Genomic DNA, 26,135 nt, shown 5'->3' with positions numbered 1-26,135 from the left:
AGCAGTCATTCCATCAGCGGGCCAGCCGCAGACCCGAAAACTGCCACCGTGCCCCCGCCGGAAAAAAATTCCGGTAGCTGACCCGCGCATGCCCAGCCGGAGTCGCGCACGACCCGCCGCGCAGCACCATCTGTTCCGCCATGAACTTGCCGTTGTACTCCTGCACCGGCCCGTCCCACGGCCGAAAGCCGGGATAGGGCAGGTAGGCACTTTGTGTCCACTGCCACGCTGCATCGTCCACTTGCTGCAATGCGTCCGGCCGGGCCAGCACCGCGTGTTCCCATTCCGCCTCGGTCGGCAGCCGCCACGGCTCCGTGGTGCGGTGGGCGTGCCAAGCCGCATAGGCCGCAGCTTCGTACAGGCTGACATGCACGACCGGTGCCTGCTCCGATAACGGGACTTCGCCCCGCAGCGAAAACCGCACCCACGCACCATCTTCCCGCTGTTGCCAGTAGGCCGGCGCCGCGATGCCCAGCCGCTGCACCCAGTCCCAGCCCGCACTCAGCCACCAGCGCACCTGCCGGTAGCCGCCATCCAGCACAAACTCCAGCCATTCGGTTTCCGAAACAAGCTGGTTGCGCAGCACAAACGGCTCTAGCCACACCTTGTGCACCGGGCTTTCGTTGTCGAAGGCAAAGCCATCGCCTGCATGGCCGATCCGGACCAGCCCGCCTTCAAACGCCAGATCCGCGCGAAGCGCCGGATCCGCCAGCGCCGGCTGCGGCGCATCGGGCGCATACACGGCCTGCGTCGGGCAGGGATGGCAGGACAGCAGATGCAGGATATCGGTCAGCATCAACTCCTGGTGCTGCTGCTCGTGCTGCACGCCCAGCCACACCAACTGGCTCAGCTGCGGCGGCCCATCGGAGCGCTCCAGCAGGCGCAGCACGCGCGTCTCCACTTCGGCGCGATAGCGCAGCACCTCCCGCAGCGAGGGCCGCGTGACCAGTCCGCGCCGCGGCCGCGCATGCTGCGGCCCGATCGCGTGGTAGTAGCTGTTGAACAGCATGCGGTAGTCCGCATCGAAGGGCATGAAGCCGGGCTCGAAGGCCTCCAGCACAAAGGTCTCGAACAGCCAGGTGGTATGCGCCAGATGCCATTTGGCCGGACTGGCATCGTCCATGCTCTGCACCTGGCAGTCTTCCTCGCTCAGGGGCGCGATCAGCCGCAGCGTTGCGGCGCGCGTTGCGGCAAAACGCTCTGCCAGATCGGCGGGGGCGGCAAAGGGCAGCAGGCCGGGTTCAGGCCGCGGCGGCAAAGAGGGCGAAGCGGGCATGCTCATCGGTCCAGGAGCGCGGGGCCTGCCAGCCGGCCTGCTGCAGGCAGTCGGCAAAACCGTCCCGCGTCCATTTGTAGGAGTTTTCGGTGTGGATGTACTCGGCATCGGCAAAACGGCGCTCGCCGCCGGGCCAGTGCACGGTCTGCGCACCGATGGCGGCCAGCCGCATTTCCACGCGCTGGCGCTCGCTGTCCACATGGGCGATGTGCTGCCACTGGCGCGGGTCGAAGTCCGCTCCGATCAGCCGGTTCACATGACGCAGCACGTTGCGGTTGAAGGCGGCCGTCACGCCGGTGGCGTCGTCGTAGGCGGCTTGCAGCTCTGCCGGCGATTTCCACAGATCCACCCCGATCAGCAGCGCGCCGCCCCGTGCCACGGCGTGCATTTCGCGCAGCAGGCGCAGCGCCTGTTCCGGCTCGAAGTTGCCGATGCTCGAGCCCGGATAGAACAGCACTGCCGGGCGTGCGATATGCGAGGCCAGCCTTGGCAGCTGCCAGACCAGATCCAGCGCCACGCACTGCATGCGCACCCCGGGATGGCGTGTGCGCAGCCCCAGCAGGGCACGCTCCACGTGTTCGCGCGCCAGATCGACGGCCACATATTCGGTGCAGCCCAGCGGCCCGAACCAGAACGGCGCCTTGCTGCAGCTGCCAGCGCCCAGATCCACCAGCGGCGCCTGCGGTCCGGCATGGTCGGTGAGAAAATCGGCAATGGGCACGCGATGCTGCTCGGCAATGGCGCGCTCGGTGCGTGTGGGGTAGTACTCGTCCAGCTCCGTGATGGCATCGAACAGGTGGCAGCCCAATGCGTCGTACAGATAGCGCGGCGAGATGCTGGCCTGGCGCTCCATCAGGTGGGCGGCGATGCGCGTGCGCTCGTCCTGCAGCGGTTGCGCAGTGGGGGCGGGAGCGGGGGCAATGGTGTACAGGGCGGTAGTCAAGCGGGCCTCCTGCGGGGTGGGGTCATGGGGCATGCTACCCCGCCGCGGTGACAGGGCTGTGTGGGACTGGGCCGCATGCCGCCATGGCAGCCACCTGGATGGCACTGCAGGCGGACCCGCAGATCGCCGGCATCCAGCTGCAGCAGATCCCGCCGCAACGCAGGAGGCGATGAAGTCGCTGCCGACGCAGAAACAGGGCATACTCCATCCCGTGTGGCAAACTTGTATCAGAATGTCCTGATGCCGGTTGCGCCGCCACCTGCGGGCTTTCCCTGTCTCATGCGCACGCTTTCGAAAAAACCTGTTGCCTTCCTTGTCGCCTGTGCCGCACCGGTGCTGGTGTTCGTCGTCCTCGTGCTGACTTTCGGCCTTTTCGGCGAAAGCCAGTTCATCGATGCCCTGTTCTTTGCCAGTACCCAGCTGGCGCTGATGAGCATTCCGATCGGCTCCGGGCTCGCGCTGGCCTACAGCTGGCAGAACCGGGGTCGCCTGCGTGCCGACCGCGAACTTCTGGCCGGCCTGCTCGCCATCGGCCATGCGGCCCTGCTGGCCTCCTCGCTGGTGCTGATCTACTGGATGATTGCCTGAGCGAGCGGCGTGCAAAAAACAAGGCCACCGGCCTTGCGGCAGGTGGCCTGGTCGTGAACGCAGCCGCAATCAGGCGCGGCGTGCCAGCTCGGCGGCCTTGCCCACGTAGCTGCCGGGCGTCATGGCCAGCAGGCGTTCCTTTTCGGATTCGGGAATTTCCAGCCCGCGGATCAGGTTGTGCAGATCGGCCGCCTGCACCGTCTTGCCGCGCGTGACTTCCTTGAGCTTCTCGTAGGCGCCTTGCACGCCATAGCGGCGCATCACGGTCTGGATCGGCTCGGCCAGCACTTCCCAGGCATGGTCCAGGTCTTCGGCCAGGCGCTCCTCGTTCAGCTGCAGCTTGCCCAGGCCGGTCATCAGCGACTGGTGTGCCAGGATGGCGTAGCCCAGCGCCACGCCCATGTTGCGCAGCACGGTGGAGTCGGTCAGGTCACGCTGCCAGCGGCTGATCGGCAGCTTCTCGCTCAGGTGGCGCAGCAGCGCGTTGGCCAGGCCCAGATTGCCCTCGGCGTTCTCGAAGTCGATCGGGTTGACCTTGTGCGGCATGGTGGACGAGCCGATCTCGCCTTCCTTCAGCTTCTGCTTGAAGTAGCCCATGCTGATGTAGCCCCAGATGTCGCGGGCAAAGTCGATCAGGATGGTGTTGCTGCGCGCCACGGCATCGAACAGTTCGGCCATGTAGTCATGCGGCTCGATCTGGATGCTGTAGGGCTGGAAGGTCAGGCCCAGGCCGATCGGCTCGGGCGTCTCGATCACGTTGCGGCTGAAGGCTTCCCAGTCCAGATCCGGTGCGGCGCTCAGGTGCGCGTTGTAGTTGCCCACGGCACCGTTCATCTTGCCCAGCAGGGGCACGGCGGCGATCTGGGCGCGCGCCTTGTCCAGGCGCACCAGCACGTTGGCGATTTCCTTGCCCACGGTGGTGGGGCTGGCGGTCTGGCCGTGGGTGCGGCTCAGCATGGGCACCTCGGCAAACTTCTGCGCCATGTCGCGCAGCGTGTTGCAGATGGCGTCCAGGCCGGGCAGCAGCACCTGCTCGCGGCAGGCCTTGAGCTGCAGCGCGTGGCTGGTGTTGTTGATGTCTTCGCTGGTGCAGGAGAAGTGTACGAACTCCGAGGCGTCCTGCAGCTCGGGGCGGCCGTCGAACTTGCCCTTGATCCAGTATTCCACCGCCTTCACGTCGTGGTTGGTGGTCTTCTCGATTTCCTTGATGGCGCGCGCGTCATCCAGGGAGAAGTTCTTCACCAGTTCCAGCAGATACTTGCGGGCACCGGGCGTGAGCGGCTTGAATTGCTCCATGCCGGCATCGCTCAGGGCCATGAACCAGGCCACTTCCACCTGCACGCGGGCGCGCATGTAGCCGTATTCGCTCATGCTGGCGCGCAGGGGCTTGAGTTTGGCGGCGTAGCGGCCGTCCAGCGGCGATACGGCGGTGACGGGGGTGAGGTCGAGGGAGTTCGCTTGCATCATGGGCCACATTGTAGGGAAACTGCAGACGGCGTGGGCAATTCATGCTGCAGTGCAGCAACACTTGCGGATACCGCCTTTTACATCTGCGGCACTGCACCCGGACGCGGACGGCTGGCTACAATGAGGCCTTCGTATAACAGCTGCAACCGGCATGAAACTCTTTGGCTCCACAACCAGCCCCTACGTGCGCAAGGTGCGCGTGGTGATGGCGGAAAAGAAACTCGAATACCAGTTCGAGCCAACCGATGTGTGGGCGCCCGATTGCGACATGGCCGACACCAACCCGCTGGGCAAGGTGCCCACGCTGCAGTTGCTCAAGTCGGGCGACGTCATCTACGACTCGCGCGTCATCGCCGAATACCTCGACACCCTCAGCCCGGTGGGCAAGCTGGTGCCGGCCTCCAGCCGCGACCGGCTGGACGTGAAGGTATGGGAGGCACTTGCCGACGGCGTTTGCGATGCCGGCGCGCTGGCCCGCCTCGAAGCCGTGTGGCACGGCCGCAGCGACGCCGAGCGCAGCCAGGCCTGGATCAACCGCCAGCTTGCCAAGGTGCAGGCCGGCGTGGCCGAGATGGACCGCCGCCTGAGCGACCATCCCCATTGCTGCGGCGTGCACCTCACCCTGGCCGACATCGCCGTCGGCTGCGCGCTGGGCTGGCTGAGTTTCCGCTTTCCGCAGATCGACTGGCGCAGCGAGCATCCCAACCTGGCCCAGCTGCAGGAGCGGCTGGAGCAGCGTCCGAGCTTTGCCGAAACCATGCCGGGCTGAGCTGAGCTGAGCTGAGCTGAGCGGCACGGCACGGCCACCGGTCATCCCTCCGCCGGGCGCCCGTCTCGTCCGCCGTACTGATGCGCCGGCGATACACCCGGGCCTTGATCCGGGGCAAAAACACGCCGATTGCACGATTCACCGGGGCCTATATCGAGTATGATTCTCATTTAGAACATACATCGCCGGGCATTCACGATCATGCAACACAGTCAACACGGGATGGAAGACGTGCGCCTGCACGCGCTGCCCATCGGCCAATGGGCCACGGTGCGCCGGGTGCTCCCGGCGCCGGACGGCACTGACGACGCACTGATGCTGCGCCTGCTCGAGATCGGCTTCGTGCCCGGCGAACCGGTGCGCATCATGGCCTCTGCCGGACTGCGGCGCGATCCGCTGGCCGTGCGCGTGGGCCACACCACCTTTGCCCTGCGTCGCCACGAGGCGGACCGCATCTGCGTCACGCCGGGAGTGGCCGATGCGCACTGAACCCCTGCAGTTCCAGCCGCGCGGTTCGCGCCAGCCGCAGCGCATCGCCCTGCTCGGCAATCCCAACTGCGGCAAGACCGCGCTGTTCAACCTGCTCACCGGCAGCCGCCAGAAGGTGGCCAACTACGCCGGCGTCACGGTCGAGCGCAAGGAGGGCATTGCCGTCACACCGCAGGGCCGCAGCGTATTCGTGCTCGATTTGCCCGGCACCTACAGTCTGCATGCCGCCTCGGCCGACGAGGCGGTGGCGCGCGACGTGGTCACCGGCCGCAGCAACGAGCCCATGCCCGATCTGCTGGTCTGCGTCACCGACGCCACCAATCTGCGCCTGAGCCTGCAGCTGGTGCTGCAGGCGCGCCAGCTCGGCCTGCCGATGCTGGTGGTGCTGAACATGACCGACATGATGCAGGCTGCCCACATCGAGATCGACCGCGCCGCGCTGTCCAGGGAGCTGGGCGTGCCGGTAATCGACGCGGTGGGCGTGCAGGCCGAAGGTGCCCGGGCATTGCTGCGCGCGCTGGACGAGCCGCTGTCCCCCGCACCGCGCAAGGCGCTGGAGCAGGACTGGAGCCGCCCCCCCTCCACCGCCGATGTGCTGGCGCTGCAATCCGAGGTGCGCCGCATCCACCGCCATGCCGTGCACGAGCCCAAGAAGAAGCTGCAGACCACCGACCGCATCGACCGCGTGGTCCTGCATCCGGTCTGGGGCCCGCTGCTGCTGGCCGCCGTGCTGTTCCTGATGTTCCAGGCCGTGTTCAGCTGGGCTGCCTGGCCCATGGACCTGATCACCGGCAGTTTCGACGCGCTGGGGGGCTGGCTCAGCGAGCACATGCCCGAAGGCGTGCTGCGCAGCCTGCTGGTCGACGGCGTGATCGCCGGGGCCGGCGGCGTGCTGGTGTTTCTGCCGCAGATCCTGATTCTGTTCCTGTTCATCCTGGCACTGGAGGATTCCGGCTACCTGCCGCGCGCCGCCTTCCTGCTGGACCGCGTGATGGGCAAGGTGGGGCTTTCTGGCCGCTCCTTCATCCCGCTGCTGTCCAGCTTTGCCTGTGCCGTACCCGGCATCATGGCCACGCGCACCATCGGCAACTGGCGCGACCGCCTCATGACCATCATGATCGCGCCGCTGATGACCTGCTCGGCGCGCCTGCCGGTGTATGCGCTGCTGATCGCTGCCTTCATCCCTTCGCGCAAGGTCTGGGGCCTGTTCAACCTGCAGGGGCTGGTGCTGTTCGTGCTGTACGTGGCCGGCATTCTTTCGGCCATGCTGGTGGCCTGGAGCATGAAGCGCTGGCGCAAGAGTGCGGAATTCTCCCCGCTGCTGATGGAGCTGCCGGCCTACCGCTGGCCCAACCTGCGCAACCTGCTGCTGGGCCTGTACGAGCGCGCCTGGATCTTCCTGCGCCGCGTCGGCACCATCATCCTGGCGCTGACCATCGTGCTGTGGGCGCTGTCGAGCTTCCCCGCGCCGCCGGAAGGCTTCACCGGCCCCGCCATCGAATACAGCCTGGCCGGCCGCCTCGGCCGCCTGCTGGAGCTGGTATTTGCGCCGATCGGCTTCAACTGGCAGATCTCCATCGCGCTGGTGCCCGGCATGGCCGCGCGCGAGGTGGTGGTGGGTGCGCTGGGTACGGTCTACGCACTCTCCGGCAGTGGCGATGGGGTGGCGGAAGCGCTGTCGCCACTGATCTCCGCGCAATGGTCGCTGGCCACCGCGCTGTCGCTGCTGGCCTGGTTCGTGTTTGCGCCGCAATGCCTGTCCACGCTGGCCGCGGTCAAGCGCGAGACGCACAGTTGGCGCCATGTCTGGATCATGGCGGCCTATCTGTTCGGCCTGGCCTATCTGGCCAGCTTCATCACCTACCGCGTGGCATTGGCGCTGGGCGCGGGCTGAGGCAGGAGGAGACCAGCATGTGGCAGGAAATCATCGTCTATGCCGTGGTGGCGCTGGCCGCCGTGTATGCCGTCTGGAAGCTGATGCCGGGCGCCTGGCGCGAGCGCCTGGGGGGCAAGGCGGGCGGCTGCGGTGATGCCGGCAGCAGCGACGCCTGTGCCAATTGCCCGGGCAAGCGCGACGGCGGCAGTTGCCACTGAAGCAGCACTGACACGCAGCGCTCGTACAATAAAGGGTTGACGGCGCGGGGCGCCGGAAAGGATTGTATGGAGTTGCTGTCTCCCGGCTGGTGGTCTTCGCTGCTGGCCATTATTCTGATTGACCTGGTACTGGCGGGTGACAACGCCATCGTGATCGCGCTGGCGGCGCGCAACCTGCCCAAGCACCTGCAGCGGCGCGCCATCGTCTGGGGCACGCTGGGTGCGGTGGTGGTGCGTACCCTCATGACCATTGGCGTGGTCTGGCTGCTGCGCATTCCGGGTCTGATGCTGGTCGGTGGTCTCGGCCTGATCTACATCGCCTACAAGCTGCTCTCCGACGAAAGCCACGACGAGGAAGGCGGCGAAAGCGCCACCTCGTTCTGGGGCGCCATTAAAACCATCGTGGTCGCCGATGCCCTGATGGGCGTGGACAACGTACTCGGCGTGGCCGGTGCCGCGCACGGCGCCATCGACCTGGTGGTGGCCGGCCTGCTGATCAGCATCCCGATCATGGTGTTCGGCAGCTCGCTGGTGCTCAAGCTGGTGGATCGTTTCCCCATCATCACTTTCCTCGGCGCCGGCGTGCTGGCCTTTACTGCGGCCAAGATGATCGTGAACGAGCCGTGGCAGCTCAAGGCCTTCTTTGCCACCAGTCCGCTCTGGTACTGGGGTTTCGTGGCCCTGGTGGTGGCCCTGGTGCTGATCGCTGGCTGGCGCCGCCAGCGCCAGATCCATGCGCAGGAAGTGGAAGAAGTCAACGAGGCGCTGGCACGGCAGGAGGCGGGGCAGCGCTGATTTGCAGCACCGCGGTTGCGTTCGTGCATCGCGCCTACCGGCGTTTTGAGCCCAGCCGGATCAATGCCGCGAAGCCTGTCGCTCCGAGCACAGCCAGCGCCAGCATCTGCGGCGCCACGTCCGCCAGGCTGGCCCCCATCTGGTTGAGTCGGATCGAGGCCTCGATCGCGGGCGTACTGGGCGACAGCCAGCGCAGCAGTTGCAGGGCTTCCGGCAGCGCACTCACCGGCCAGGGGTGGCCGCTCAGGAAGAACAGCGGCAGCGCCCCGAACAGCAGCAGCTGCATGGCACGCTCGCGGTTGCGCAGCGCCAGCCCCAGCAGGCAGCCCAGCGCGGCGCAGGCCAGGCTGAACAGCGCGATCAGCAGCACGCTGGCCGGCACGTTGCCGCCATGGCCGTAGCCCTGCCACTGGAACAGCCAGCCGAAGTAGAACGCCCCCAGCAGCGCATTCGGCACGGCCAGTGCCACGACGCGTGCCGTCCAGCCGGCGGCAGTAGTGCGCAGCAGGGGAGGCGCAGCCGCCGGCATGGAACCCTCATGTGACGCTGGCGCATGGCCGCTTTCGGGGCCATCAGTGACTCGCAGGGCGCCGGAGTTCTGCAACTGCTGCCGCAGCACCGGCTCCGGTTCCGACTCCGCTTCCTGCTCCGCCCAGGTGCCGATCAGCATCCCCGCCGCCATCAGCAGCGTCTGCTGCAGGATCAGCATCGCCACCGCCGGCACCAGGCTGCTGCCATAGCCTTCGGCCGGATTGAATTGCGCCACGGCCTGCAACGGTACCGGGTCGCGCAGCGCATTGGCCACGTCAGGCGCCACCCCGCGTGCACCCAGCTGGCGCAGCTCGATCCCCGCCGAGACCGTGCCCACCGCCTCCGCAAAGCCGTACAGCACCGTCTTGTTCAGCAGCAGGTAGCTGCCATTGGCGGCCACCGGCACCACCGCCTGCCGGCCGCGCAGCACGTCGCGCTTGAGATCACGCGGCAGCACCGCATAGCCGACGATGCGTCCTTCCCAGAACGCCTGTTTCGCCTCCGCCTCGGACGCCAGCGTCTGCACGGCCAGCCGCGGGCTGGCCTGGGCAAAGCGCGTGATCTGGCGCGACAGGGCCGAGTGGTCCAGATCGACCACCGCCACCGGCACGCGCTGCGCCACTTCGGTGCTGTAGGGCCAGGGGTAGAAGAAGCCGTAGATTACCGGCGCGATCACCAGCAGCAGCACGGTACCGGCATCGGTAAAGGCGGCACGCCAGGTGGCCAGCAGTTCGCGCAGAAAGGTCGCCATCAGCAGACCTCCCGCCCTGCACAGGGACGAAGTGCCGCCATCAGCGTGCCCCCCAGCGTTCGGGCAGCGCCTGCGCGCGGCGCAACGCCAGCGCCGCCAGCGCCAGCGTTGCCAGCGTTCCCAGGGCCAGGCTTGCCAGCGGCCAGACGGCCAGCGCCAGCGGCGCCTGCATCTCCAGCATGCGCACCTGCAGCTGCAGGTAGTGCGTGAGCGGCAGTGCATTGGCCCAGAGCTGGGCGCCCGGCGGCATCGCCAGCACCGGATAGCCCACGCCGCTGAAGGCAAACGCGGGTGCAGTGATGAATCCGGTCATCGACAGTGCCATGCGCAACGACAGCGTCAGCGAGGCGGCCAGCGCCCCCAGCGCCACCGACAGCAGCACCAGCAGCAACAGGCCCGACCAGGTCATGACCCAGGCGCCCGGTGCGGCGTGCAGCCGCGTCGTCATCAGGGTGAAGGCCACGCTGGCGGCTGCCATCATGCCCAGCATGGGCCACACCACCTTGCCCAGGATCGCGGCCAGCAGTTCGCTCCAGCGCGGCAGCGCGCCGAAGGATTCGCCGATGGCATCGCGCAGCCAGACGTCGAGCGAGCGGTCGCGCAGCTTGCGTCCCATGGCCCAGGCACCGGCCGTCATGGCCAGGATGTGCAGCAGCGCCGGCATCAGCGTGGTGGCCAGAAACACCTGGTAGTTGGCGGAGATGTTGAACAGCCCGGCGGCATCGAGGCGCAGCGGCGCGAGAGCCTGCTCGGCCTGTGCCGGGCTCTGCCCGCGCCGCATGCGCGCCTCCAGTTCGATGCCGGCCGAAAGGGCCCCGATGGCTGCACGCACATCGCGCTGCACCGCGCCCGAGGGCATGCTGCGCTGGGCGTTGTGCACCAGCACCACGCGCGTGGGCCGTGCGCTTGCAACCTGCCGCGCAAAGTCTGGCGGAATCTGCACATAGGCCTCGATACGGCCGCTGCGCAGTGCCTGTTCGGCCTCACGCTCGCTCGCCAGCGAACGGGTGATGTCCAGCCCGGGCGAAGCCTGCAGCAGGCGCGCCGCCTGGCGCGACAGCGCGCTGTGATCCTGATCCAGCAGGCCGATCGGCAGCTTTCCCGGCAGTCCGGCCGAGAAAATCCACCACAGCAGCAGCACGGTCAGCATGGGCACCAGGCTGATCATGGCCAGGTCCCAGGGATCTTCGCGCAGGCGCTCCCACTCATGCAGGGCGCTGGCTCGGGCGATGCGCAGCATGGCTTGCCCCCCGGCTCAGGGCTGCACCAGCACGCTCATGCCGGGGCGCACGCCGGCAATCGGCTGCAGTGGCCTGGCCTTGATCTCGAAGGTGCGCATGTCGAAGCCCTGGTCGCTGCGCGTGGCACGCCAGGTGGCAAAGTCCGGCAGCACCGAGCTGGCGGTGACCTTGAACACCACCTTGTCCTGCTTCAGCGCCGGGATGCTGCCCTCGAACTGGCTGCCGATGGCAAAGCGCTGCACCCGGTCCTCGCGCACGTTCAGCACCAGCCACTGGTCCTGCAGGTCGACCACGGTGACTACCGGCACGCCCTGCGGCGCAATCTCGCCGACCTTGGCGTAGACCTTGGCCACTTCGCCAGCCACCGGGCTGGACAGGGCCGCTTCGGACTGCGCCACGCGCGCCTCGGCCACCACGGCAGCCACCTGGCGCTCCTGCGCGTTGGCGGCGGCACGGTCCTCGCTGCGGGCACCGGCCACGGCCAGGTCGTACTGGGCACGGGCCGCCGTGGCCTGATCGCGTGCGGCCACGAAATTGGCATAGGCTTCATCGCGCTTCTGCGCGGCCACCAGCCCTTCTCGTGCGAGCCGGTCCACGCGCTGCCAGCTCTTGCTGGCCAGATCGGCCGCGGCCTGGGCGCGCTGCCAGTTGGCGCGGGCCATTTCCACTTCCTGCGGACGGGCGCCATTGGCGGCCTTGCGCGCCACCGCGCTGGCGGCATCGCGCGCGGCCTGTGCCTGCGCCACCTTGGCCTCGATCTCGGGGCTGTCCATGCGGATCAGCGCGTCTCCGGAGCGCACCTGCTGGCCTTCGCGCACCAGCACCTCGCCAATGCGGCCGGCCACCTTGGGCGCCACATCGGTTTCCTGCGCCTCCATCTGCCCTTGCAGCACCACGGCGGGCGGCACGGCGGCACGCCACAGGCCGTAGCCGATGGTGCCCGCCACGGCCAGCAGGGCCAGGGCCAATACGGTCTTGCGAAGCGTCGTTTTCTGCATGCAATGCTTTCGGAAAATCAGGGGGCGTCAGCGCAGCCGCACATCGGCGCGCTGGGCGTAACTGTCGAACTGCTCGGGTACGCCGGCACTCTCCAGCAGGCGCGACAGCGCCAGCACATAGTCATGCGCGGCCTTGGCGCGTTCGGTTTCGGCCTTGGTGTACTGGGTATGCGCATCGATCAGGTCGATCATGGTGCTGGTGCCCTCGCGCAGACCGCTGGAGCGCAGGCGCATCATCTCCTGCGCCAGCTGCACGCCGGGCGCCAGCGCCAGATACTGCTGGCGGGCGTCGTCGAGGGCGCGCCAGTTCTTTTCCACCAGCAGCGCGATGTCGCTGCGCACCTGTGCATCGGTGCGTTCGGCCTGGATGATGCGCTGCGCCGCAGCCTGCTGCATGGCGCTGCGGTCCACCGAGGACCACAGCGTCCAGTTGGCCTGCACACCGGCCATCCAGCTGCTGTTGTTGCGCTGCAGTTCGCGCCGGCCGAACAGGGTCACGGTCGGTTTCCAGCGCGAGGATTCCAGCGCATGCAGCTGCTCGGCCTGTGCTTTCTTCGCCGCAACCTTCTCCAGCCCGGGGTGATGGCCCAGCGCCAGCTGGCGGAACTGCTCCAGCGGCGGCAGCGGGCGCGTATCGACGAACAGTGGCGTGCTCGGCTGCACTGCCTGCTCGCTGTGCAGCAGGCTTTGCAGGGCGGCCTGCGCCAGCGCCAGGTCGCCCTGCGCCTTGAGCTGCTCGCGCCGCGCCTGCTCCAGCGCCACGCTGGCCTGCAGCCGGTCCACACGGGCGATCATGCCGACCTGCAGCAGCCGCTCGGCGGCATGGTCATGCTCGGCAATGGTGCTGGCGGCCTGCTGGCGCAGCATCAGCGCACGGCGGGCCAGCTGCACGCCGAAATAGCGCTGTACCAGCGTGTCCTCCAGCTGGTGCGCGGTGTGCTGGGCCTCTGCCGCGGCCTCCTGCTGCTGGGCCGCGCTGAATCCCCTCACGGCACGCGTCAGGCCACCGGTATAGACCGGCCAGACGGCGTTGACGGACTGGCTGGTGCGGGTGCCTGTCACCTCGTAGGGAAGCGTGTCGGGAATGGCCTGCGGCAGCCGCGTCACCAGCTGCCCCAGCGGCGCCGGAAACAGCGCACCCACGCCGGAGAGCTGGCCGCCCATGTCCTGCCTGAGTTCGGCCGTGTCCAGGTCGCCCTGCAGGTTGTAGCGGGTCGCTCCGGCAGACAGGCCGACCATCGGGCCGCCCAGATACTTCAGGCTGTCGGTCTGCAGACGCTTGCTTTCCACCGCGGCCTGGGCTGCCGCAAGCTGGTCGGAAACCTGCAGCAGGCGCGTGCGTGCGTCCTGCAGGCTGATGGCCATGGCTCCGCGGGAGGCAACTCCTGGCGTGGCCGGCATCCGATCAACGGCAGCGGACAGCTTTCCAGTGCCGGCGGGTGCAGGGGGCACCGGCCGGCCTGATTCTGCAGCCAGGGGAGCCGCAACCGGCTTGACAGGGCCGGCGGCGAGGGCGCCCGGCACCGCAAGCCCCAGAGATACTGCCAGCCCCCAGGCCGGCAGGCGCTCACGCCGCATCCGTCGATCCGGCCGCATCGTGCTGGTCCGTCCCGGTGCGTTGCGATGCGCCCAGCAGACTGGTCGAGAGCGGACGCAGGTTCTGGGCAAGATGCTCGGCCTCCTGTTGCAGCAGCACCGGCAGCATGGCCTGCACCGCTTCCAGCAGCAGCAGCGGGGCGCTTTGCAGCAGGCGCTGCACCTGTTCGTCCGAATCGGCCTCGGGGCGACGGCCCGCTTCCTGCAGCACGGTACGCAGGCTGCTGCGCACCAGGCGGCGCAGGTCGCGACTCACGGTTTCCTGCATCTCCAGCGCATCGTCCAGTGGCACGCCCATGTCGGCCAGCTGCTGGGCGATGGCGCGCAGGCCGGGCGTCAGGTATTCGATGCTGCCATCAGGCAGGATGCGCTGCAGGCCGCTGCGCACCAGCTGTTCGGTCTGCGCCGGGGTGAAGTCGGCGCGCCAGGTGGCCTCGATGGTGGACAGGGGCAAGCGCAGCGCTTCCTGGTCCACCGGAATGTGCCAGGACAGCACGCGCGCCAGATCCCCAAGCTTGTTCCAGGCGCCACTGGACTCGTTGCGGTTGTTCTGCTCCACCACGGCCTTGATGCGCTCCAGGCTCAGGCCCTGGCCGCGCAGGGTGCGGATGGCCTGCAGCTGCGCCAGATGCTCCTCGCCATACAGGCCCAGGCGGCCGCGCAGCGTGGGCGGCGGCAACAGGCCGGTACTGTTGTAGGCGCGCACGTTGCGCACCGTCATCCCGACCTGGGTGGCCAGCTCCTCGATGGTCATGGTGTGGGCGCTGGCCGGACGGCTCTGCTGCACGGCGCGCAGCGCGCTGTCGGTGGCCAGCGTGGTGTGCGGCCGCTCGGAAGAGGGTGGAGTGAATGCGGTCATGAGCGTGTCGGTTTTCAATGTGACAGAAATTATGTCGCATTAGAAATGTCATATAGAGTGTCCGACCTTATTCTGTCGCAACAGTTACAGATTGGCCACAGGGTTTACTTGAGCCAGCCGCGCTTGCGGAAGTACCACATCGGCAGCAGCGCGCTGGCAATCATCAGGCCCAGCGCCCAGGCGTAGCCATACTGCCATTCCAGCTCCGGCATGAAGCGGAAGTTCATGCCATACAGGCTGGCCACCAGCGTCGGCGGCAGCAAGGCCACGCTGGCCACCGAGAACAGCTTGATGATCTTGTTCTGGTTGATGTTGATGAAACCGACCGTCGCATCCATCAAAAAGTTGATCTTGTCGAACAGGAAGGTGGTGTGGCTGTCGAGCGAGTCGATGTCGCGCATGATCTGGCGTGCCTCCTCGAACTGCTCGGCATTGAGCATGCGGCTGCGCATCATGAAGCTGACGGCGCGGCGCGTGTCGGTCGCATTGCGGCGGATGCGGCCGTTCATGTCTTCCTGGCGCGCAATGGTGGCCAGCACCTCGCCGGCCACGTCGTCCGTCACGTCACCTTTCAGCACGCGCGCGCTGGCATGCTCCAGCTCTTCGTGGATCTCTTCCAGCGTGTCGGCGCTGTACTCGGCGTCGGCGTCGAACAGCTTGAGCAGCAGCTCCTTGGCATCGGTGATCAGCCCCGGCATGCGGCGTGCGCGCAGGCGCAGCAGGCGGAACACCGGCACCGTGTCGTCGTGGATCGAGAACAGGATGTTGTAGCTCTTGAGCTCGGGATTGCTCTGGTTCAGGATGAAGGCCACGCGCTCGGTGCTCGGGTCGTCGAAATCGGCCACCAGAAAGTCGGCGCGGATGTGCAGTTCGCCGTTGTCTTCCTCGTAGAAGCGGGCGGATTCCTCGATGTCCTCGTCCATCGCGTCTTCGGGAATGGACAGGCCGTAGTGCTGCTTGATCCAGCGTTTCTCTTCGAGGGTGGGGTCTTCCAGATCGACCCAGATCGGCTTGAAGCGGGTCAGCTCCTCGAGCGACTCGATTTCTTCCTGGAACAGGCGGCCATTGGCCAGCGTGAAGATGTTCAGCATGACGGATTTCCTGCGGCCACGCACGATGCACGACCGGTATGGCGGGATAACGGGGGGCGGGAGGTGCTTCCGCTGCCCGCGACCGCCGGCTCAGGGCCGCGAATCCGTCAGGTGCGGAAGCTAGCAACTAGGGCTAGGTTCCATGGGGTGTAAGCAAGCGCTCCACATAATGAAGAAGCTGGGATTATCGCACTGCAGCATGACAGCCACAAGGCGCGCGGCAGGGGAATGCAACAACGCACAAGCAAAACGGGCATGCCGTTGCCGACATGCCCGCCCGGGGAATCAGAGGCGCCCGCCTGCGAGGCAGGGCCCCTTGTGCTGGATCAGTGGTTCGAAGCCGCCGCCGCGCCGTACCCGGTCTGTGCACGCACATACTGGTCGTCGAAGGCGTCGATCTCGTTCCTGGCACGCACGCTGCTGTCCGTCTTGGAGAAGATGTAGGCCAGCAGGAAGGCCACCGGCATGGCGAACAGCGCCGGCTGCGTGTACGGGAACAGCGGGGCCGGGTTGTGCAGCACGTCCACCCAGACCGACTTGGAGAACAGCACGAACAGCACGGCAGACACCAGGCCGCCGTAGCCGCCCCACAGCGCGCCGCGCGTGGTCAGGCCCTTCCAGTACATGGACAGGATCAGCACCGGGAAGTTGGCCGCAGCCGCCACGCCGAAGGCCAGACCCACCATGAAGGCGATGTTCTGCTTCTCGAAGGCAATGCCCAGCACGATGGCCAGCAGACCCAGCACCACGGTGGCGTACTTGGAGACGCGGATCTCGTCGGTTTCGGACACCTGGCCCTTCTTGATCACGCGGGCGTACAGGTCATGCGAGATGGCGGAAGCACCGGCCAGCGCCAGGCCCGACACCACGGCCAGGATGGTGGCAAAGGCCACGGCTGCCAGGAAGCCCAGCAGCATGTTGCCGCCCACCGCCTTGGACAGGTGCATTGCCACCATGTTGCCGCCGCCGATCAGCTTGCCCTGCAGGTCGCCGCCCTCGAAGAACTCGGGGTTCTGGCCCACGATCACGATGGACGCCAGGCCCATGATGAAGATCACGTTGAAGAAGTAGGCCACGAAGCCGGAGGCGTACAACACGGACTTGCGCGCTTCCTTGGCATCGGTCACGGTGAAGAAGCGCATCAGGATGTGCGGCAGGCCGGCGGTGCCGAACATCAGGCCCAGGCCCAGCGAGATGGCGGTGACCGGATCGGCCAGCAGGCTGCCCGGATACATCAGCTTGTCGCCCAGCTTGTGCACGGCGGTGACGCGCGTGATCATCTCGCTGTAAGAGAAGCCGAACTGGCTGAAAGCCAGCACCATCACCAGCGTGCCACCGGCCAGCAGCAGGCCGGCCTTGATGATCTGCACCCAGGTGGTGGCGACCATGCCGCCGAAGGTCACGTAAACCATCATCAGAATGCCCACGGCAAAGATGGCGACGTTGTAGTCCAGGCCGAACAGCAGCTTGATCAGCTGGCCGGCGCCGACCATCTGCGCGATCAGGTAGAAACACACCACGGTCAGCGAGGACACGGCGGCCATGGTGCGGATCTTGCCCTGGTCGAGGCGGTAGGCGGTGATGTCCGAGAAGGTGAAGCGGCCCAGGTTGCGCAGGCGCTCGGCCATCAGGAACAGGATGATGGGCCAGCCGGCGAAGAAGGCCATCATGTAGATGTAGCCGTCGTAGCCGGAGGTGAAGGTCATGGCCGTCAGGCCCAGCAGCGTGGCGGCCGACATGTAGTCACCCGCGATCGCCATGCCGTTCTGAAAGCCCGTGATGCCGCCGCCGGCGGTGTAGAAATCGGCGGCCGACTTGGTACGGCGTGCCGCCCAGTAGGTGATGCCCATGGTCAGCGCCACGAACACCAGGAACATGATGATGGCGTGCCAGTTGGTGGCCTGCTTCTGGATGGCGCCTTCCATGGCGGGGCCGGCGGCCAGTGCCAGTGCGGGAGCGGCCAGCAGCGGGGCGGCCAGCAGGCGGGAAATCGGTTTGCCTTGCATCACTTGCCTCCCTTGGCCGCGTCGCGGATGATCTGCTGGTTCAGGGCGTCGAACTCGGTGTTGGCACGGCGCACGTACAGGGCGGTCAGCACCCAGAACAGGATGAACAGGAACAGCTCCAGCACCACGCCCACGGTGAACTTGGAACCGGCCGCGATGGGCTGGCCCAGCGCCGTGGGGTTGAAGGCCACGGTCAGCACGAAACCGTAGAACAGCACCAGCACCACGATGGCCAGCGTCCAGGCGAAGCGGCTGCGTCGGCGCACCAGCTCCTTGAATTGCGGATGGTTCCGCATGTTTTTGTAAATGGCACTGCTCATGCGCCTGCCCCTTTCTTGTCTATATTTACGTTTACGTCAACTTCACTTTGTCCGGGGCGGATTGTAGGCGGCGGAGTTTCCGTCTGGCTTACAAATGGAAAAAATTGTCGTATTAGCGACAAAACAGGGGTTTTCGCTGACATTTAAACGACGATGTCTGCATGATGAGCCAAAAAAGCAAGGGTAAACCCTTGGTATTGGCGCCCGTGCAGCGGGCTGCGGGCGTGGGCAAGCCGCGTCAGGCCGTCGTGCTGCCGCGCGACAGGGCGGCGAGCATCTGTTCCAGCCGGCCCGGTTCCAGCGCCAGCACCGCCTGCGCCCCATCCAGCAGTCCCTGCTTGACTAGCACTTTCTGTTCATCGGGCGTCGGCCCCCGCTGCAGCTGACGCTGGAAATCCTCCAGCAGGGAGCCGTCGCCATGGGCCAGAAAATAATCCCAGCGGTTGCACTGTCCGTAGGTCTTGTGGTTGCCCTCGCCCATGCCGGAGGGGAACATGTTGGCATTGAGCGTGGCCAGGTGCTCGAGGATCTGCGCGTCGTCCTCGCCCGCCAGCTTGCGGTGCGCGATCTCCCCGAACACGTCGCGCGTGCGGATGCCGAAATCGTCCTCGTTCTCGATCGCCAGCGGAAAATACAGTTCGCTGCGACCCCCCACTTTCTCTAGGCACAGCGTGTACTGGTTGAGCCAGGCATGCGCCTCGCCCATTTCGCGTGAACGGGCGTAGGCTTCGGCCGAGTCGAAGCTGTCCATGGCATTCCACTGCTCGGGGTAGAACAGGGCATGTCCCAGCTCGTGTGCCAGCGAGGAATAGCGCGAATGCGTGCGCTGCGCCGGGTCCTCCGGCACATAGAAGCTGATGGCCGAAGGATGGCCGTTGGCGGCTGAAAAATCCGCAGGAATGGTCTGGATGCATCCGCCCTGCGCGTGAAAGCGCGTGAGTTGCTCCCACATCGGCGGCGTGTTGCGCACGGCCTGGATTTCCGGCTCGGGGAAGCCGGCGCTGCGCAGGTCCGACAGGATGGCGACCGGGTCGAACGGAAGGGCGGGCATGGGGAAGACGTTGGGCGCGTCAGCCCAGTCGCGCCACATCGGGCGTCGCCACGCGCACATCCGCGCACTGCGCGCGGTGCCGCAGCACGTGCTCCATCACCACCAGCGCCAGCAGCGCCTCGGCGATCGGCGTGGCGCGGATGCCGACACAGGGGTCGTGCCGGCCCTTGGTCTGCACCACGGTCGGGTTGCCCTGCAGGTCGATCGAGTCGCGCGGCGTCATGATGGAGCTGGTCGGCTTGATGGCGATGCTCACCTCCAGATCCTGCCCGCTGCTGATGCCGCCCAGGATGCCGCCGGCATGGTTGCTGGCAAAGCCCTGCGGCGTGGGCGAATCGCCGTGGTAGCTGCCCTTCTGAGCTACCGTGGCAAAGCCGTCGCCGATCTCCACGCCCTTGACGGCGTTCAGGCCCATCATGGCGTGGGCGATGTCGGCGTCGAGGCGGTCATAAATCGGCTGGCCCAGGCCCACCGGCACCTGTGTGGCCGTTACGCGCAGGCGCGCGCCGCAGCTGTCGCCAGCCTTGCGCAGGCTGTCCATGTAGGCTTCCAGCGCACTCACATCGGCGCATGGAGCGAAGAAGGGATTGTTCGGCACATGCTCCCAGCCCTCGAAGGCAATCGGCAGCTCGCCCAGCTGCGTCATGCAGCCGCGGAATTCCATGCCGAATTTTTCCTTCAACCACTTTTTCGCCACCGCACCGGCCGCCACCGTGGGTGCCGTCAGCCGCGCCGAGGAGCGCCCGCCGCCGCGCGGATCGCGGATGCCGAACTTGTGCCAGTAGCCATAGTCGGCATGGCCGGGGCGGAAGGTCTGCAGGATCTCGCCATAGTCCTTGCTGCGCTGGTCGGTGTTGCGGATCAGCAGGCAGATCGGCGTGCCCGTAGTGCGCCCCTCGTACACGCCGGAGAGGATCTCCACCTGGTCCGCCTCGGCGCGCTGCGTCACGTGGCGGCTGGTGCCGGGGCGGCGCCGGTCCAGGTCCGGCTGGATGTCTTCGGCCGACAGCAGCATGCCCGGCGGGCAGCCGTCGATCACGCAGCCGATGGCCGGGCCGTGGGATTCACCGAAATTGGTGACTGCAAACAGGTTTCCTAAAGTATTGCCGCTCATGCCGCGATTATCGGGGATAAGCTAGCGGGTGCCCTGATTTTTGGAGTTCGCATGCTGGAAGCCACCCTCGCCTATCTGCATTTCATCGCCATCCTGAGCATGACCGTATTCCTCGGCTCCGAGGCGGCGCTGTGCCGCACCGAGTGGATGAACGGCGCCATGCTGCGCCGCCTGGTGCGCGTGGACGCGATCTACCTGACGTTTGCCGCGCTGGTGCTGGTAACCGGCACGGCGCGCATGGTGTGGGGGGCGAAAGGGCTGGACTGGTACCTGGCGCAGCCCTTGCTGCACCTGAAGATCACCATCTTCCTGGTGATGCTGTGGCTGTCGGTGAAGCCGGCGCTACGTTTTCGCCAGTGGGTGCGCGCGCACGAGGCCGACGGCAGCCTGCCGGCCGAGCCCGAGGTGCGCAGCCTGCGCCGCCGGCTGATGTTGTCCTCGCACCTGATGCTGGTCATCCCGCTGCCGGCCGTGCTGGTGGCGCGGGGCTTCAGCTTCTGATCATGCCCCTTTTTTTGCGGTGCGCAAACCGGCCCCTCATTAACCCTGAGATGGATCAAGAAATATTTCTGTCATCTTGTTTTTTGCCGGGGGCAGCCGCATAGTAGAGACAACGGACGGGTGGATGTGACGGCACCTCCCGCCGGGCGGCCCCGACCTTTCAGGCGGGCCGGAATTGAAGAAGTGCAAGGCCAAAAGGCCAAGGAGGACTTTATGAATCTGACCATCAGTGGACATCACCTGGAAGTGACCCCTGCCCTGCGCGACTACGTAACCACCAAGCTTGATCGCATCACCCGTCATTTCGATCAGGTCGTCGACGTTCGCGTGCTGCTGTCCATCGACAACACCAGCGACAAGGACCGCAGGCAGCGTGCCGAGTGCAATATCCGCGTCAAGGGAAGCGACATCCATGCCGAAAGCAACCAGCAGGACATGTACGCAGCCATCGACGACTTGATGGACAAGCTCGATCGACAGATCATCCGCCACAAGGACAAGCTGACCACGCATAATTCCGAGGCCCAGCGCCGCATGATCCAGGAAATGCAGCAGCAATAATCCCGGCGCAACCCAGGATGCAGCCTGATGCCGTCGCATCAGGCTGTTTTGTTTTTTCTGTACCCCACTTTGTCGCCGCATCCGCACGAAAGCGGCGTTTGACCCCGGTTGTCCGACAAGGCTTGTCGCGCATGACAGGGTTTTTACCGACCAAGGTTCTACAATGTGTGCATAATCGGGCAAAGTCTGCGTTAACCAATGAATCGTCTCGCCTCCATCCTGCCAGCCTCCCAGGTCGTCGTCGACGTCGACGTCACCAGCAAGAAGCGCGCCTTCGAAGAAGTCGGCCTGCTGTTCGAAGACCTGCACAACCTGAGCCGTGCCACCATCACCGACAGCCTGTTCGCACGCGAACGGCTGGGTTCCACCAGCCTGGGCCACGGGGTGGCGATCCCGCATGGCCGCATCAAGGGCCTGAAGGCGCCCATGGCGGCGCTGTTCCAGCTGGCCCGCCCGATCGGTTTCGATGCGCCGGACGACAACCCCGTCAGCCTGCTGATCTTCCTGCTGGTGCCCGAAACGGCCACGCAGAAGCACCTCGAAATCCTCTCCGAGATCGCCGAAATGCTGAGCGACAGCGAACTGCGCGAAAAACTCATGACCACGCACGACTCGCTGGCCCTGCACCAGCTGGTGTCCGACTGGCAGTCGATCCAGCCGAACTGATTGCGGCCAGAATCAACCGGGCGACCTGCGGGTCGCCTTTTTCATGGGCGCCTGCCCGGGATGGAGGGGGCGCGCATCCTGGCAAAACCGCTGCCGGCGCTGCTGCAGCCCGCGTGGTGCTGGGTTACATTAGGTTATCCGGCTGCGGCTGGCCATCACGGATGGGCGGCCCGGCATTTCTTCCGTTTTCCGCGATCGCCATCATGAAACACACCGTCATCAGTGCCGACGTGCTGTTCGAAGATTTCCGTACCACGCTGCGCTGGCAGTGGCTGGCAGGCCTGGGGGCCTCGGAGCGCCGCTTCGAGGAAGTGGCGGTGATGGAAGCCGCCTCCGGCGCCGACCTGGTGGGCTACCTGAACTACATCCATCCCTACCGCGTACAGGTGCTGGGCGAACGCGAGGTGCATTACGTGACCAAGGCCACGCCCGAGGACGTTGCGCGCCGCATCGCGCGCATCGTCACGCTGGAGCCGCCGGTGCTGATCGTGGCCGATGGCCAGACGCCGCCCGAGGCGCTGCTGCAGATGTGCGAGCGCGCCCAGATCCCGCTGTTCACCACCGACGAGTGCGCCGCCTACGTGATCGACCTGCTGCGCACCTACCTGTCCAAGCATTTCGCCAACCGCGACACCATGCACGGCGTGTTCATGGACATCCTGGGGCTGGGCGTGCTGATCACCGGCGAATCGGGCCTGGGCAAGAGCGAGCTGGGGCTGGAGCTGATCTCGCGTGGCAACGGCCTGGTGGCCGACGATGCGGTCGATTTCTACCGCATCAACCAGACCACCATCGAGGGGCGCTGCCCCGAGTTGCTGCAAAACCTGATGGAGGTGCGTGGCATCGGCCTGCTCGATATCCGCGCCATCTTTGGCGAGATCGCGGTACGCCGGCGCATGCGGCTGCGCATGATCGTGCACCTGGTGCGCAAGGAAACCATGGAGCGTGACTACGAGCGCATGCCGGCCGAGCCGCTCTACCAGGACGTGCTGGGCGTGCCGATCCGCAAGACGGTGATCCAGGTGGTGGTGGGCCGCAACATCGCCGTGCTGGTCGAGGCGGCCGTGCGCAACACCATTCTCGAGCTGCGCGGCATCAACACCTACGAGGAATTTGCCGCGCGCCAACGTGCCGCCATGCTCAGCGGCTTCCAGGACGACTGAGCGATTCCGGCGAATGGCTCCCTCGGCAGGGGGGCCTCGCCGCGGCCGGACCGTCCGGCCCGGCCTGCGCGCGACCTGGCTCAGCCGCGGCGCGGCGCCTGCCACATGCCGGGGTCGAGCTGGCCGGCTACTTCCGGCAGATCGCTTGCCTGGAAGTGCGGCAGCTTGCCCTCGCGTTGCTGGGCCAGATACTGGCGCAGCAGCTTCACCACCAGCCCGGACAGCAGCACGATCGCCACCAGGTTGATGCTGGCCATCATGCCCATGGCGGCATCGGCTGCGTCGAACACCACGGCCACCGTCTGTACGGCGCCCCACAGCACCATGCCCAGCGCCAGCAGGCGCAGCGTGGTGATGCCGGCAGGTGTGGCCAGCTTCAGGTAGGTGAGTGCGTTCTCGGCATAGGCGTAGTTGCCGATGATGGAGGTGAAGGCGAAGAAGAAGATGGCCACCGCAATGAAGTAGCGGCCCACGTCGCCGATGTGGGCGGTCATGGCGGCCTGCGTCAGCGCCATGCCGGTCAGGTCGCTGCCCGGCTGCAGCACGCCCGAGAGCAGGATCATCACGGCCGTGGCGGTGCACACCAGCAGCGTGTCGATGAACACGCCCAGCGCCTGCACGAAGCCCTGCGCACACGGGTGATGCGGATTGGGCGTGGCGACGGCGGCGATGTTGGGGGCAGAGCCCATGCCGGCCTCGTTCGAGAACAGGCCGCGCTTGATGCCGTTGAGCATGGCGCCGGCAATGCCGCCGGCGGCTTGCTCGAGGCCGAAGGCGCTCTTGACGATCAGCGCCAGCATGCCGGGCACGGCGTCGTAGTTCACGATCAGCACGTAGACGGCCACCAGCAGATAGGCACCGGCCATGAAAGGCACGATGTATTCGGCCACGCGCGCGATGGTGCGGATGCCGCCAAAGATGATCACGGCAGCCAGCAGGGCCACGGCGCCGCCTGTCACCAGCTTGGGCACCTGGAAGGCCCCCTGCATGGCTTCGGCAATCGAGTTGGACTGCACCGCATTGAACACCAGGCCGAAGGCCAGGATCAGGCACAGCGAGAACAGCGTGGCCGCCCACGGCGCCTTCAGGCCGCGCGCGATGTAGAAGGCCGGGCCGCCGCGCAGCTGGCCGTGCTCGTCACGCACCTTGTACAACTGCGCCAGCGTGCTTTCGGCAAAGGCCGTGGCCATGCCGACCAGCGCCACCATCCACATCCAGAAGATGGCGCCGGGGCCGCCCAGCGCAATGGCGACGGCCACGCCGGCCAGGTTGCCGGTGCCCACGCGCGAAGCCAGGCTGGTGCACAGGGCCTGGAACGGCGTGATGCCGCCGGAATCCTGCTCGGGCGAGCGCAGCACCGAACGGAAGAATTCCGGGAAATGGCGGAACTGGAGGAAGCCCAGCCGCAGGGTGAAGAACAGGCCTACGGCCAGCAGGCCGTAGATGAGGATGTATCCCCAGAAGATGGTGTTGAGAAAACCGATGATGGCGGTCATGTGCTCCCTTTCACTGGGCTTGTGGCTGCAGAAAATGGGGGGACTATAGGGGCAGAGGCCGTTTTTGTCTCAAAAAGCCGTCAAACAAATTTGATAATTTTTCATTTTCTTACGACTGCCCCATGCGCTGGAACAGCCCGCCGGGCAGCCGGCCCACCTGTCCGTCCAGTTCCAGTTCGAGCAGCCGGGCCTGCAGCGCGGCGGTGTCCAGGCCGGTGCGCGCCAGCAGCGCGTCCAGGCTGACCGGGTCGTAGCCGAGCGCGTCCAGCAAGGGATCATCGCTGGCGCGGCAGGCCACTTCGTCGGCGGCATTGCGCCGTACCAGGCCGGGCCGCAGCTCCTCCAGCACATCCTCGGCCGACTCGACCAGCTTGGCGCCCTGGCGGATCAGCGCATGGCAGCCGCGTGACTGCGGCGAGTGGATGGAGCCGGGAATGGCAAACACTTCCTTGCCCTGCTCGCTGGCCTGGCGTGCGGTGATCAGCGAGCCGGACTGCGGCGCCGCCTCCACCACCAGCACGCCATGGCTGAGCCCGGCGATGATGCGGTTGCGCTGCGGGAAATGGTGCGCCAGCGGCGGCGCGCCGAGCGGGCACTCGCTCAGCAGCACGCCGCTCTGGGCAATGCGGTGCGCCAGCTCGCGATGCTGGCGCGGGTAGACGCGGTCCAGCCCGGTGCCGACAACGGCAACGGTCGAAGGGCCGGCGTGCACGACGGCGTCAAAGCCGCTCAGGGCACCCTCGTGGGCGGCCGCATCCACCCCGAGGGCCAGCCCGGAGATCACCGTCCAGCCCAGATCGGCAAAGGCGCGCGCGAACTGGCGCGCATTGATGGCGCCCTGCGGTGTGGGGTTGCGGCTGCCGACCATGGCAATGCCCTGGCTGGCGGCCAGCCGGTCGCACTGGCCGAGCGCATACAGCAGCACCGGCGGATCGGCCATCTGCAGCAGCGAGGCGGGATAGCCGGGGCTGCCCAGCGTGAGCACGCGGCGCTGCAGGCCGTCGTCCGGCTGCTGCAGCCAGGTCCAGGTGGTGTCGATCAGGGCCAGGGTTTCGGGGGCGGGGTTACGCAGCGCTTCGGCCTGTCGGCTGCTGACCACCTGTTCCAGCGCAGGGCGCGACTGTGCCAGGATTTGTTCAGGCAGGCCGAAGGCTGCCAGCAGGCGCCGTGCGCTGTCGGGGCCGATGCCGTCGGCCTGTACCAGTTGCAGCCAGGCTGCCAGTTCTTCGCGGGTCATGGATGGGAACAGGGGAGAGAGGGATGGCGGGCAGTATCCCGCGCAGGGGCGGAGCTGTCCAGCGGCAGCAACAGGTCGCCGGGGCGGATGGCATCGGCGGCCTGCGCGATGGCGAGCAGGGCCTGGGGAGCATCGGCAGACTGGGTGCTGTCGGGAGCGGCTGCCAGTGTGGCAGTGCCAACGGGCTGGACCAGGATGCCTTGCGCGGTGGCCGCAGCCGCTGAGGTGCGCAGCTGTCCAGCTGAAGCGGGCAGGACGCGCAGGATGCGGTAGCGCGCGGTGCCTTCTCCTGCTGCATCGGTCTGGGTGGCGCAGGTACTTTCTGGCGCGATTGCGGCGCCCGGCGCGTGGGTGCCGGCGGCACCTGCCGGTTCGGTGCGAGATGCCGGCCACTGTGCCAGCACCGTGTCACCGACGCCGAGCAGGCTGTGCATCCCGCCGCTGCCGCCCACAATGCGCCCGGCTCCTGCCTGGGTGTGCGCATCGATCCAGAACGGTGCCGGCATGGCCTGCGCCGTCATGGCAGTCAGCA

The 26,135-nt window shown here is 66.7% G+C and carries 26 protein-coding genes; 10 read left to right on the top strand and 16 right to left on the bottom strand.

The annotated features are described in order from the left end of the window. Nucleotides 1-13 precede the first annotated feature (13 nt). On the bottom strand, nucleotides 14-1,282 hold the full coding sequence (gene egtB, locus ACX36O_RS12915) for an ergothioneine biosynthesis protein EgtB (RefSeq protein WP_371686779.1): 1,269 nt from the start codon (nucleotides 1,280-1,282) through the stop codon (nucleotides 14-16). Beyond that, nucleotides 1,242-2,219 (bottom strand): L-histidine N(alpha)-methyltransferase, encoded by a 978-nt coding sequence (gene egtD, locus ACX36O_RS12910; RefSeq protein ID WP_371686780.1) that lies wholly within the window; start codon nucleotides 2,217-2,219, stop codon nucleotides 1,242-1,244. Before egtD ends, egtB begins: the two co-directional genes overlap by 41 nt. Nucleotides 2,220-2,498: 279 nt before the next feature. Here egtD and ACX36O_RS12905 point away from each other — a divergent pair, with 279 nt between their 5' ends. Then, complete coding sequence (locus ACX36O_RS12905) at nucleotides 2,499-2,807, top strand: hypothetical protein (RefSeq protein WP_213362116.1); 309 nt, start codon at nucleotides 2,499-2,501, stop codon at nucleotides 2,805-2,807. Nucleotides 2,808-2,876: 69 nt separating this feature from the next. Here ACX36O_RS12905 and purB read toward each other — a convergent pair whose 3' ends face one another. Then, complete coding sequence (purB, locus tag ACX36O_RS12900; RefSeq protein WP_371686781.1) at nucleotides 2,877-4,274, bottom strand: adenylosuccinate lyase; 1,398 nt, start codon at nucleotides 4,272-4,274, stop codon at nucleotides 2,877-2,879. 151 nt (nucleotides 4,275-4,425) lie between these two features. On the opposite strand from purB, the gene ACX36O_RS12895 reads away from it, so the two are divergent. The 5 genes from ACX36O_RS12895 (at nucleotide 4,426) to ACX36O_RS12875 (ending at nucleotide 8,421) form a co-directional block, all read left to right on the top strand. Beyond that, on the top strand, nucleotides 4,426-5,043 hold the full coding sequence (locus tag ACX36O_RS12895) for a glutathione S-transferase family protein (RefSeq protein ID WP_371686782.1): 618 nt from the start codon (nucleotides 4,426-4,428) through the stop codon (nucleotides 5,041-5,043). Nucleotides 5,044-5,244: 201 nt separating this feature from the next. Next, nucleotides 5,245-5,532, top strand: a complete 288-nt coding sequence (locus ACX36O_RS12890) for a FeoA family protein (protein ID WP_213362114.1) — start codon at nucleotides 5,245-5,247, stop codon at nucleotides 5,530-5,532. Beyond that, nucleotides 5,522-7,426, top strand: coding sequence for a ferrous iron transport protein B (gene feoB, locus ACX36O_RS12885; protein WP_347255523.1), 1,905 nt, complete (start codon nucleotides 5,522-5,524; stop codon nucleotides 7,424-7,426). The genes ACX36O_RS12890 and feoB overlap by 11 nt, the downstream gene beginning before the upstream one ends. Nucleotides 7,427-7,443: 17 nt before the next feature. Further along, a complete protein-coding gene (locus ACX36O_RS12880; protein ID WP_213362112.1) occupies nucleotides 7,444-7,626 on the top strand; it encodes a hypothetical protein in 183 nt (60 codons plus the stop codon). A 66-nt stretch (nucleotides 7,627-7,692) separates the two neighbouring features. Then, entirely contained in the window at nucleotides 7,693-8,421 is a 729-nt protein-coding gene (locus tag ACX36O_RS12875) for a TerC family protein (protein WP_213362111.1), read from the top strand. A 34-nt stretch (nucleotides 8,422-8,455) separates the two neighbouring features. Here ACX36O_RS12875 and ACX36O_RS12870 read toward each other — a convergent pair whose 3' ends face one another. The 10 genes from ACX36O_RS12870 to aroC form a co-directional block, all read right to left on the bottom strand. After that, nucleotides 8,456-9,703, bottom strand: coding sequence for an ABC transporter permease (locus ACX36O_RS12870; RefSeq protein WP_213362109.1), 1,248 nt, complete (start codon nucleotides 9,701-9,703; stop codon nucleotides 8,456-8,458). 40 nt (nucleotides 9,704-9,743) lie between these two features. Beyond that, a complete protein-coding gene (locus ACX36O_RS12865) occupies nucleotides 9,744-10,943 on the bottom strand; it encodes an ABC transporter permease (RefSeq protein ID WP_213362107.1) in 1,200 nt (399 codons plus the stop codon). Between the two features lie 15 nt (nucleotides 10,944-10,958). Further along, on the bottom strand, nucleotides 10,959-11,942 hold the full coding sequence (locus tag ACX36O_RS12860) for an HlyD family secretion protein (protein WP_213362106.1): 984 nt from the start codon (nucleotides 11,940-11,942) through the stop codon (nucleotides 10,959-10,961). 27 nt (nucleotides 11,943-11,969) lie between these two features. Then, the gene (locus ACX36O_RS12855) at nucleotides 11,970-13,307 is read right to left on the bottom strand and encodes a TolC family protein (RefSeq protein WP_213362105.1); all 1,338 of its coding nucleotides are present in this window, start codon (nucleotides 13,305-13,307) and stop codon (nucleotides 11,970-11,972) included. 202 nt (nucleotides 13,308-13,509) lie between these two features. Next, nucleotides 13,510-14,397: a MerR family transcriptional regulator gene (locus ACX36O_RS12850; RefSeq protein ID WP_213362104.1), complete on the bottom strand. Its 888-nt coding sequence runs from the start codon at nucleotides 14,395-14,397 to the stop codon at nucleotides 13,510-13,512. A gap of 104 nt (nucleotides 14,398-14,501) precedes the next feature. Then, on the bottom strand, nucleotides 14,502-15,488 hold the full coding sequence (gene corA / locus ACX36O_RS12845) for a magnesium/cobalt transporter CorA (RefSeq protein ID WP_213362103.1): 987 nt from the start codon (nucleotides 15,486-15,488) through the stop codon (nucleotides 14,502-14,504). Between the two features lie 326 nt (nucleotides 15,489-15,814). Then, nucleotides 15,815-17,494 carry a cation acetate symporter gene (locus ACX36O_RS12840; RefSeq protein WP_213362102.1) on the bottom strand — a complete coding sequence of 560 codons (1,680 nt, stop codon included), beginning with the start codon at nucleotides 17,492-17,494 and terminating at the stop codon, nucleotides 15,815-15,817. Then, the gene (locus tag ACX36O_RS12835) at nucleotides 17,494-17,790 is read right to left on the bottom strand and encodes a DUF485 domain-containing protein (RefSeq protein ID WP_250131068.1); all 297 of its coding nucleotides are present in this window, start codon (nucleotides 17,788-17,790) and stop codon (nucleotides 17,494-17,496) included. Before ACX36O_RS12835 ends, ACX36O_RS12840 begins: the two co-directional genes overlap by 1 nt. A 262-nt stretch (nucleotides 17,791-18,052) precedes the next feature. After that, nucleotides 18,053-18,865, bottom strand: coding sequence for a hypothetical protein (locus ACX36O_RS12830; RefSeq protein ID WP_213362100.1), 813 nt, complete (start codon nucleotides 18,863-18,865; stop codon nucleotides 18,053-18,055). A gap of 19 nt (nucleotides 18,866-18,884) precedes the next feature. Then, entirely contained in the window at nucleotides 18,885-19,979 is a 1,095-nt protein-coding gene (aroC, locus tag ACX36O_RS12825) for a chorismate synthase (protein WP_213362097.1), read from the bottom strand. A 51-nt stretch (nucleotides 19,980-20,030) separates the two neighbouring features. Between aroC and ACX36O_RS12820 the strand changes: the two genes are divergently transcribed. The 4 genes from ACX36O_RS12820 (at nucleotide 20,031) to hprK (ending at nucleotide 22,870) form a co-directional block, all read left to right on the top strand. Continuing rightward, the gene (locus ACX36O_RS12820; protein WP_213362095.1) at nucleotides 20,031-20,480 is read left to right on the top strand and encodes a DUF2214 family protein; all 450 of its coding nucleotides are present in this window, start codon (nucleotides 20,031-20,033) and stop codon (nucleotides 20,478-20,480) included. Nucleotides 20,481-20,693: 213 nt separating this feature from the next. Next, nucleotides 20,694-21,041, top strand: a complete 348-nt coding sequence (gene hpf, locus ACX36O_RS12815) for a ribosome hibernation-promoting factor, HPF/YfiA family (RefSeq protein WP_213362094.1) — start codon at nucleotides 20,694-20,696, stop codon at nucleotides 21,039-21,041. Nucleotides 21,042-21,239: 198 nt separating this feature from the next. Next, entirely contained in the window at nucleotides 21,240-21,707 is a 468-nt protein-coding gene (locus ACX36O_RS12810) for a PTS sugar transporter subunit IIA (protein ID WP_213362093.1), read from the top strand. A gap of 203 nt (nucleotides 21,708-21,910) precedes the next feature. Further along, entirely contained in the window at nucleotides 21,911-22,870 is a 960-nt protein-coding gene (hprK, locus tag ACX36O_RS12805) for an HPr(Ser) kinase/phosphatase (RefSeq protein WP_213362092.1), read from the top strand. Nucleotides 22,871-22,950: 80 nt separating this feature from the next. Here hprK and ACX36O_RS12800 read toward each other — a convergent pair whose 3' ends face one another. The 3 genes from ACX36O_RS12800 to ACX36O_RS12790 all read right to left on the bottom strand — a co-directional run bounded on the left by ACX36O_RS12800 (nucleotide 22,951) and on the right by ACX36O_RS12790 (nucleotide 26,124). Then, nucleotides 22,951-24,366: an alanine/glycine:cation symporter family protein gene (locus ACX36O_RS12800; protein WP_371686788.1), complete on the bottom strand. Its 1,416-nt coding sequence runs from the start codon at nucleotides 24,364-24,366 to the stop codon at nucleotides 22,951-22,953. Between the two features lie 109 nt (nucleotides 24,367-24,475). Continuing rightward, nucleotides 24,476-25,603, bottom strand: a complete 1,128-nt coding sequence (gene dprA, locus ACX36O_RS12795; RefSeq protein ID WP_371686789.1) for a DNA-processing protein DprA — start codon at nucleotides 25,601-25,603, stop codon at nucleotides 24,476-24,478. Further along, entirely contained in the window at nucleotides 25,600-26,124 is a 525-nt protein-coding gene (locus ACX36O_RS12790; protein ID WP_371686790.1) for a hypothetical protein, read from the bottom strand. Before ACX36O_RS12790 ends, dprA begins: the two co-directional genes overlap by 4 nt. Between the last annotated feature and the right edge of the window lie 11 nt (nucleotides 26,125-26,135).

The sequence above is a fragment of the Brachymonas sp. KE5 genome (genome assembly GCF_057773645.1).
The sequence above is the reverse complement of the archived record's forward strand: the minus strand, read 5'-3'. Positions and strand labels throughout refer to the sequence as shown.

Bases quoted from the DNA above. Each gene is read 5' to 3' on its own strand.
- ACX36O_RS12875 (WP_213362111.1), top strand. From the start codon at position 7,693: ATGGAGTTGCTGTCTCCCGGCTGGTGGTCTTCGCTGCTGGCCATTATT.
- dprA (WP_371686789.1), bottom strand. From the start codon at position 25,603: ATGACCCGCGAAGAACTGGCAGCCTGGCTGCAACTGGTACAGGCCGAC.
- ACX36O_RS12860 (WP_213362106.1), bottom strand. From the start codon at position 11,942: ATGCAGAAAACGACGCTTCGCAAGACCGTATTGGCCCTGGCCCTGCTG.
- feoB (WP_347255523.1), top strand. From the start codon at position 5,522: ATGCGCACTGAACCCCTGCAGTTCCAGCCGCGCGGTTCGCGCCAGCCG.
- ACX36O_RS12830 (WP_213362100.1), bottom strand. From the start codon at position 18,865: ATGCCCGCCCTTCCGTTCGACCCGGTCGCCATCCTGTCGGACCTGCGC.
- ACX36O_RS12865 (WP_213362107.1), bottom strand. From the start codon at position 10,943: ATGCTGCGCATCGCCCGAGCCAGCGCCCTGCATGAGTGGGAGCGCCTG.
- ACX36O_RS12835 (WP_250131068.1), bottom strand. From the start codon at position 17,790: ATGCGGAACCATCCGCAATTCAAGGAGCTGGTGCGCCGACGCAGCCGC.
- ACX36O_RS12820 (WP_213362095.1), top strand. From the start codon at position 20,031: ATGCTGGAAGCCACCCTCGCCTATCTGCATTTCATCGCCATCCTGAGC.
- ACX36O_RS12855 (WP_213362105.1), bottom strand. From the start codon at position 13,307: ATGGCCATCAGCCTGCAGGACGCACGCACGCGCCTGCTGCAGGTTTCC.
- ACX36O_RS12895 (WP_371686782.1), top strand. From the start codon at position 4,426: ATGAAACTCTTTGGCTCCACAACCAGCCCCTACGTGCGCAAGGTGCGC.
- hprK (WP_213362092.1), top strand. From the start codon at position 21,911: ATGAAACACACCGTCATCAGTGCCGACGTGCTGTTCGAAGATTTCCGT.
- ACX36O_RS12800 (WP_371686788.1), bottom strand. From the start codon at position 24,366: ATGACCGCCATCATCGGTTTTCTCAACACCATCTTCTGGGGATACATC.
- egtB (WP_371686779.1), bottom strand. From the start codon at position 1,282: ATGAGCATGCCCGCTTCGCCCTCTTTGCCGCCGCGGCCTGAACCCGGC.
- aroC (WP_213362097.1), bottom strand. From the start codon at position 19,979: ATGAGCGGCAATACTTTAGGAAACCTGTTTGCAGTCACCAATTTCGGT.
- ACX36O_RS12840 (WP_213362102.1), bottom strand. From the start codon at position 17,494: ATGCAAGGCAAACCGATTTCCCGCCTGCTGGCCGCCCCGCTGCTGGCC.
- purB (WP_371686781.1), bottom strand. From the start codon at position 4,274: ATGATGCAAGCGAACTCCCTCGACCTCACCCCCGTCACCGCCGTATCG.
- ACX36O_RS12880 (WP_213362112.1), top strand. From the start codon at position 7,444: ATGTGGCAGGAAATCATCGTCTATGCCGTGGTGGCGCTGGCCGCCGTG.
- ACX36O_RS12810 (WP_213362093.1), top strand. From the start codon at position 21,240: ATGAATCGTCTCGCCTCCATCCTGCCAGCCTCCCAGGTCGTCGTCGAC.
- corA (WP_213362103.1), bottom strand. From the start codon at position 15,488: ATGCTGAACATCTTCACGCTGGCCAATGGCCGCCTGTTCCAGGAAGAA.
- ACX36O_RS12870 (WP_213362109.1), bottom strand. From the start codon at position 9,703: ATGGCGACCTTTCTGCGCGAACTGCTGGCCACCTGGCGTGCCGCCTTT.
- ACX36O_RS12850 (WP_213362104.1), bottom strand. From the start codon at position 14,397: ATGACCGCATTCACTCCACCCTCTTCCGAGCGGCCGCACACCACGCTG.
- ACX36O_RS12905 (WP_213362116.1), top strand. From the start codon at position 2,499: ATGCGCACGCTTTCGAAAAAACCTGTTGCCTTCCTTGTCGCCTGTGCC.
- hpf (WP_213362094.1), top strand. From the start codon at position 20,694: ATGAATCTGACCATCAGTGGACATCACCTGGAAGTGACCCCTGCCCTG.
- ACX36O_RS12790 (WP_371686790.1), bottom strand. From the start codon at position 26,124: ATGACGGCGCAGGCCATGCCGGCACCGTTCTGGATCGATGCGCACACC.
- ACX36O_RS12890 (WP_213362114.1), top strand. From the start codon at position 5,245: ATGCAACACAGTCAACACGGGATGGAAGACGTGCGCCTGCACGCGCTG.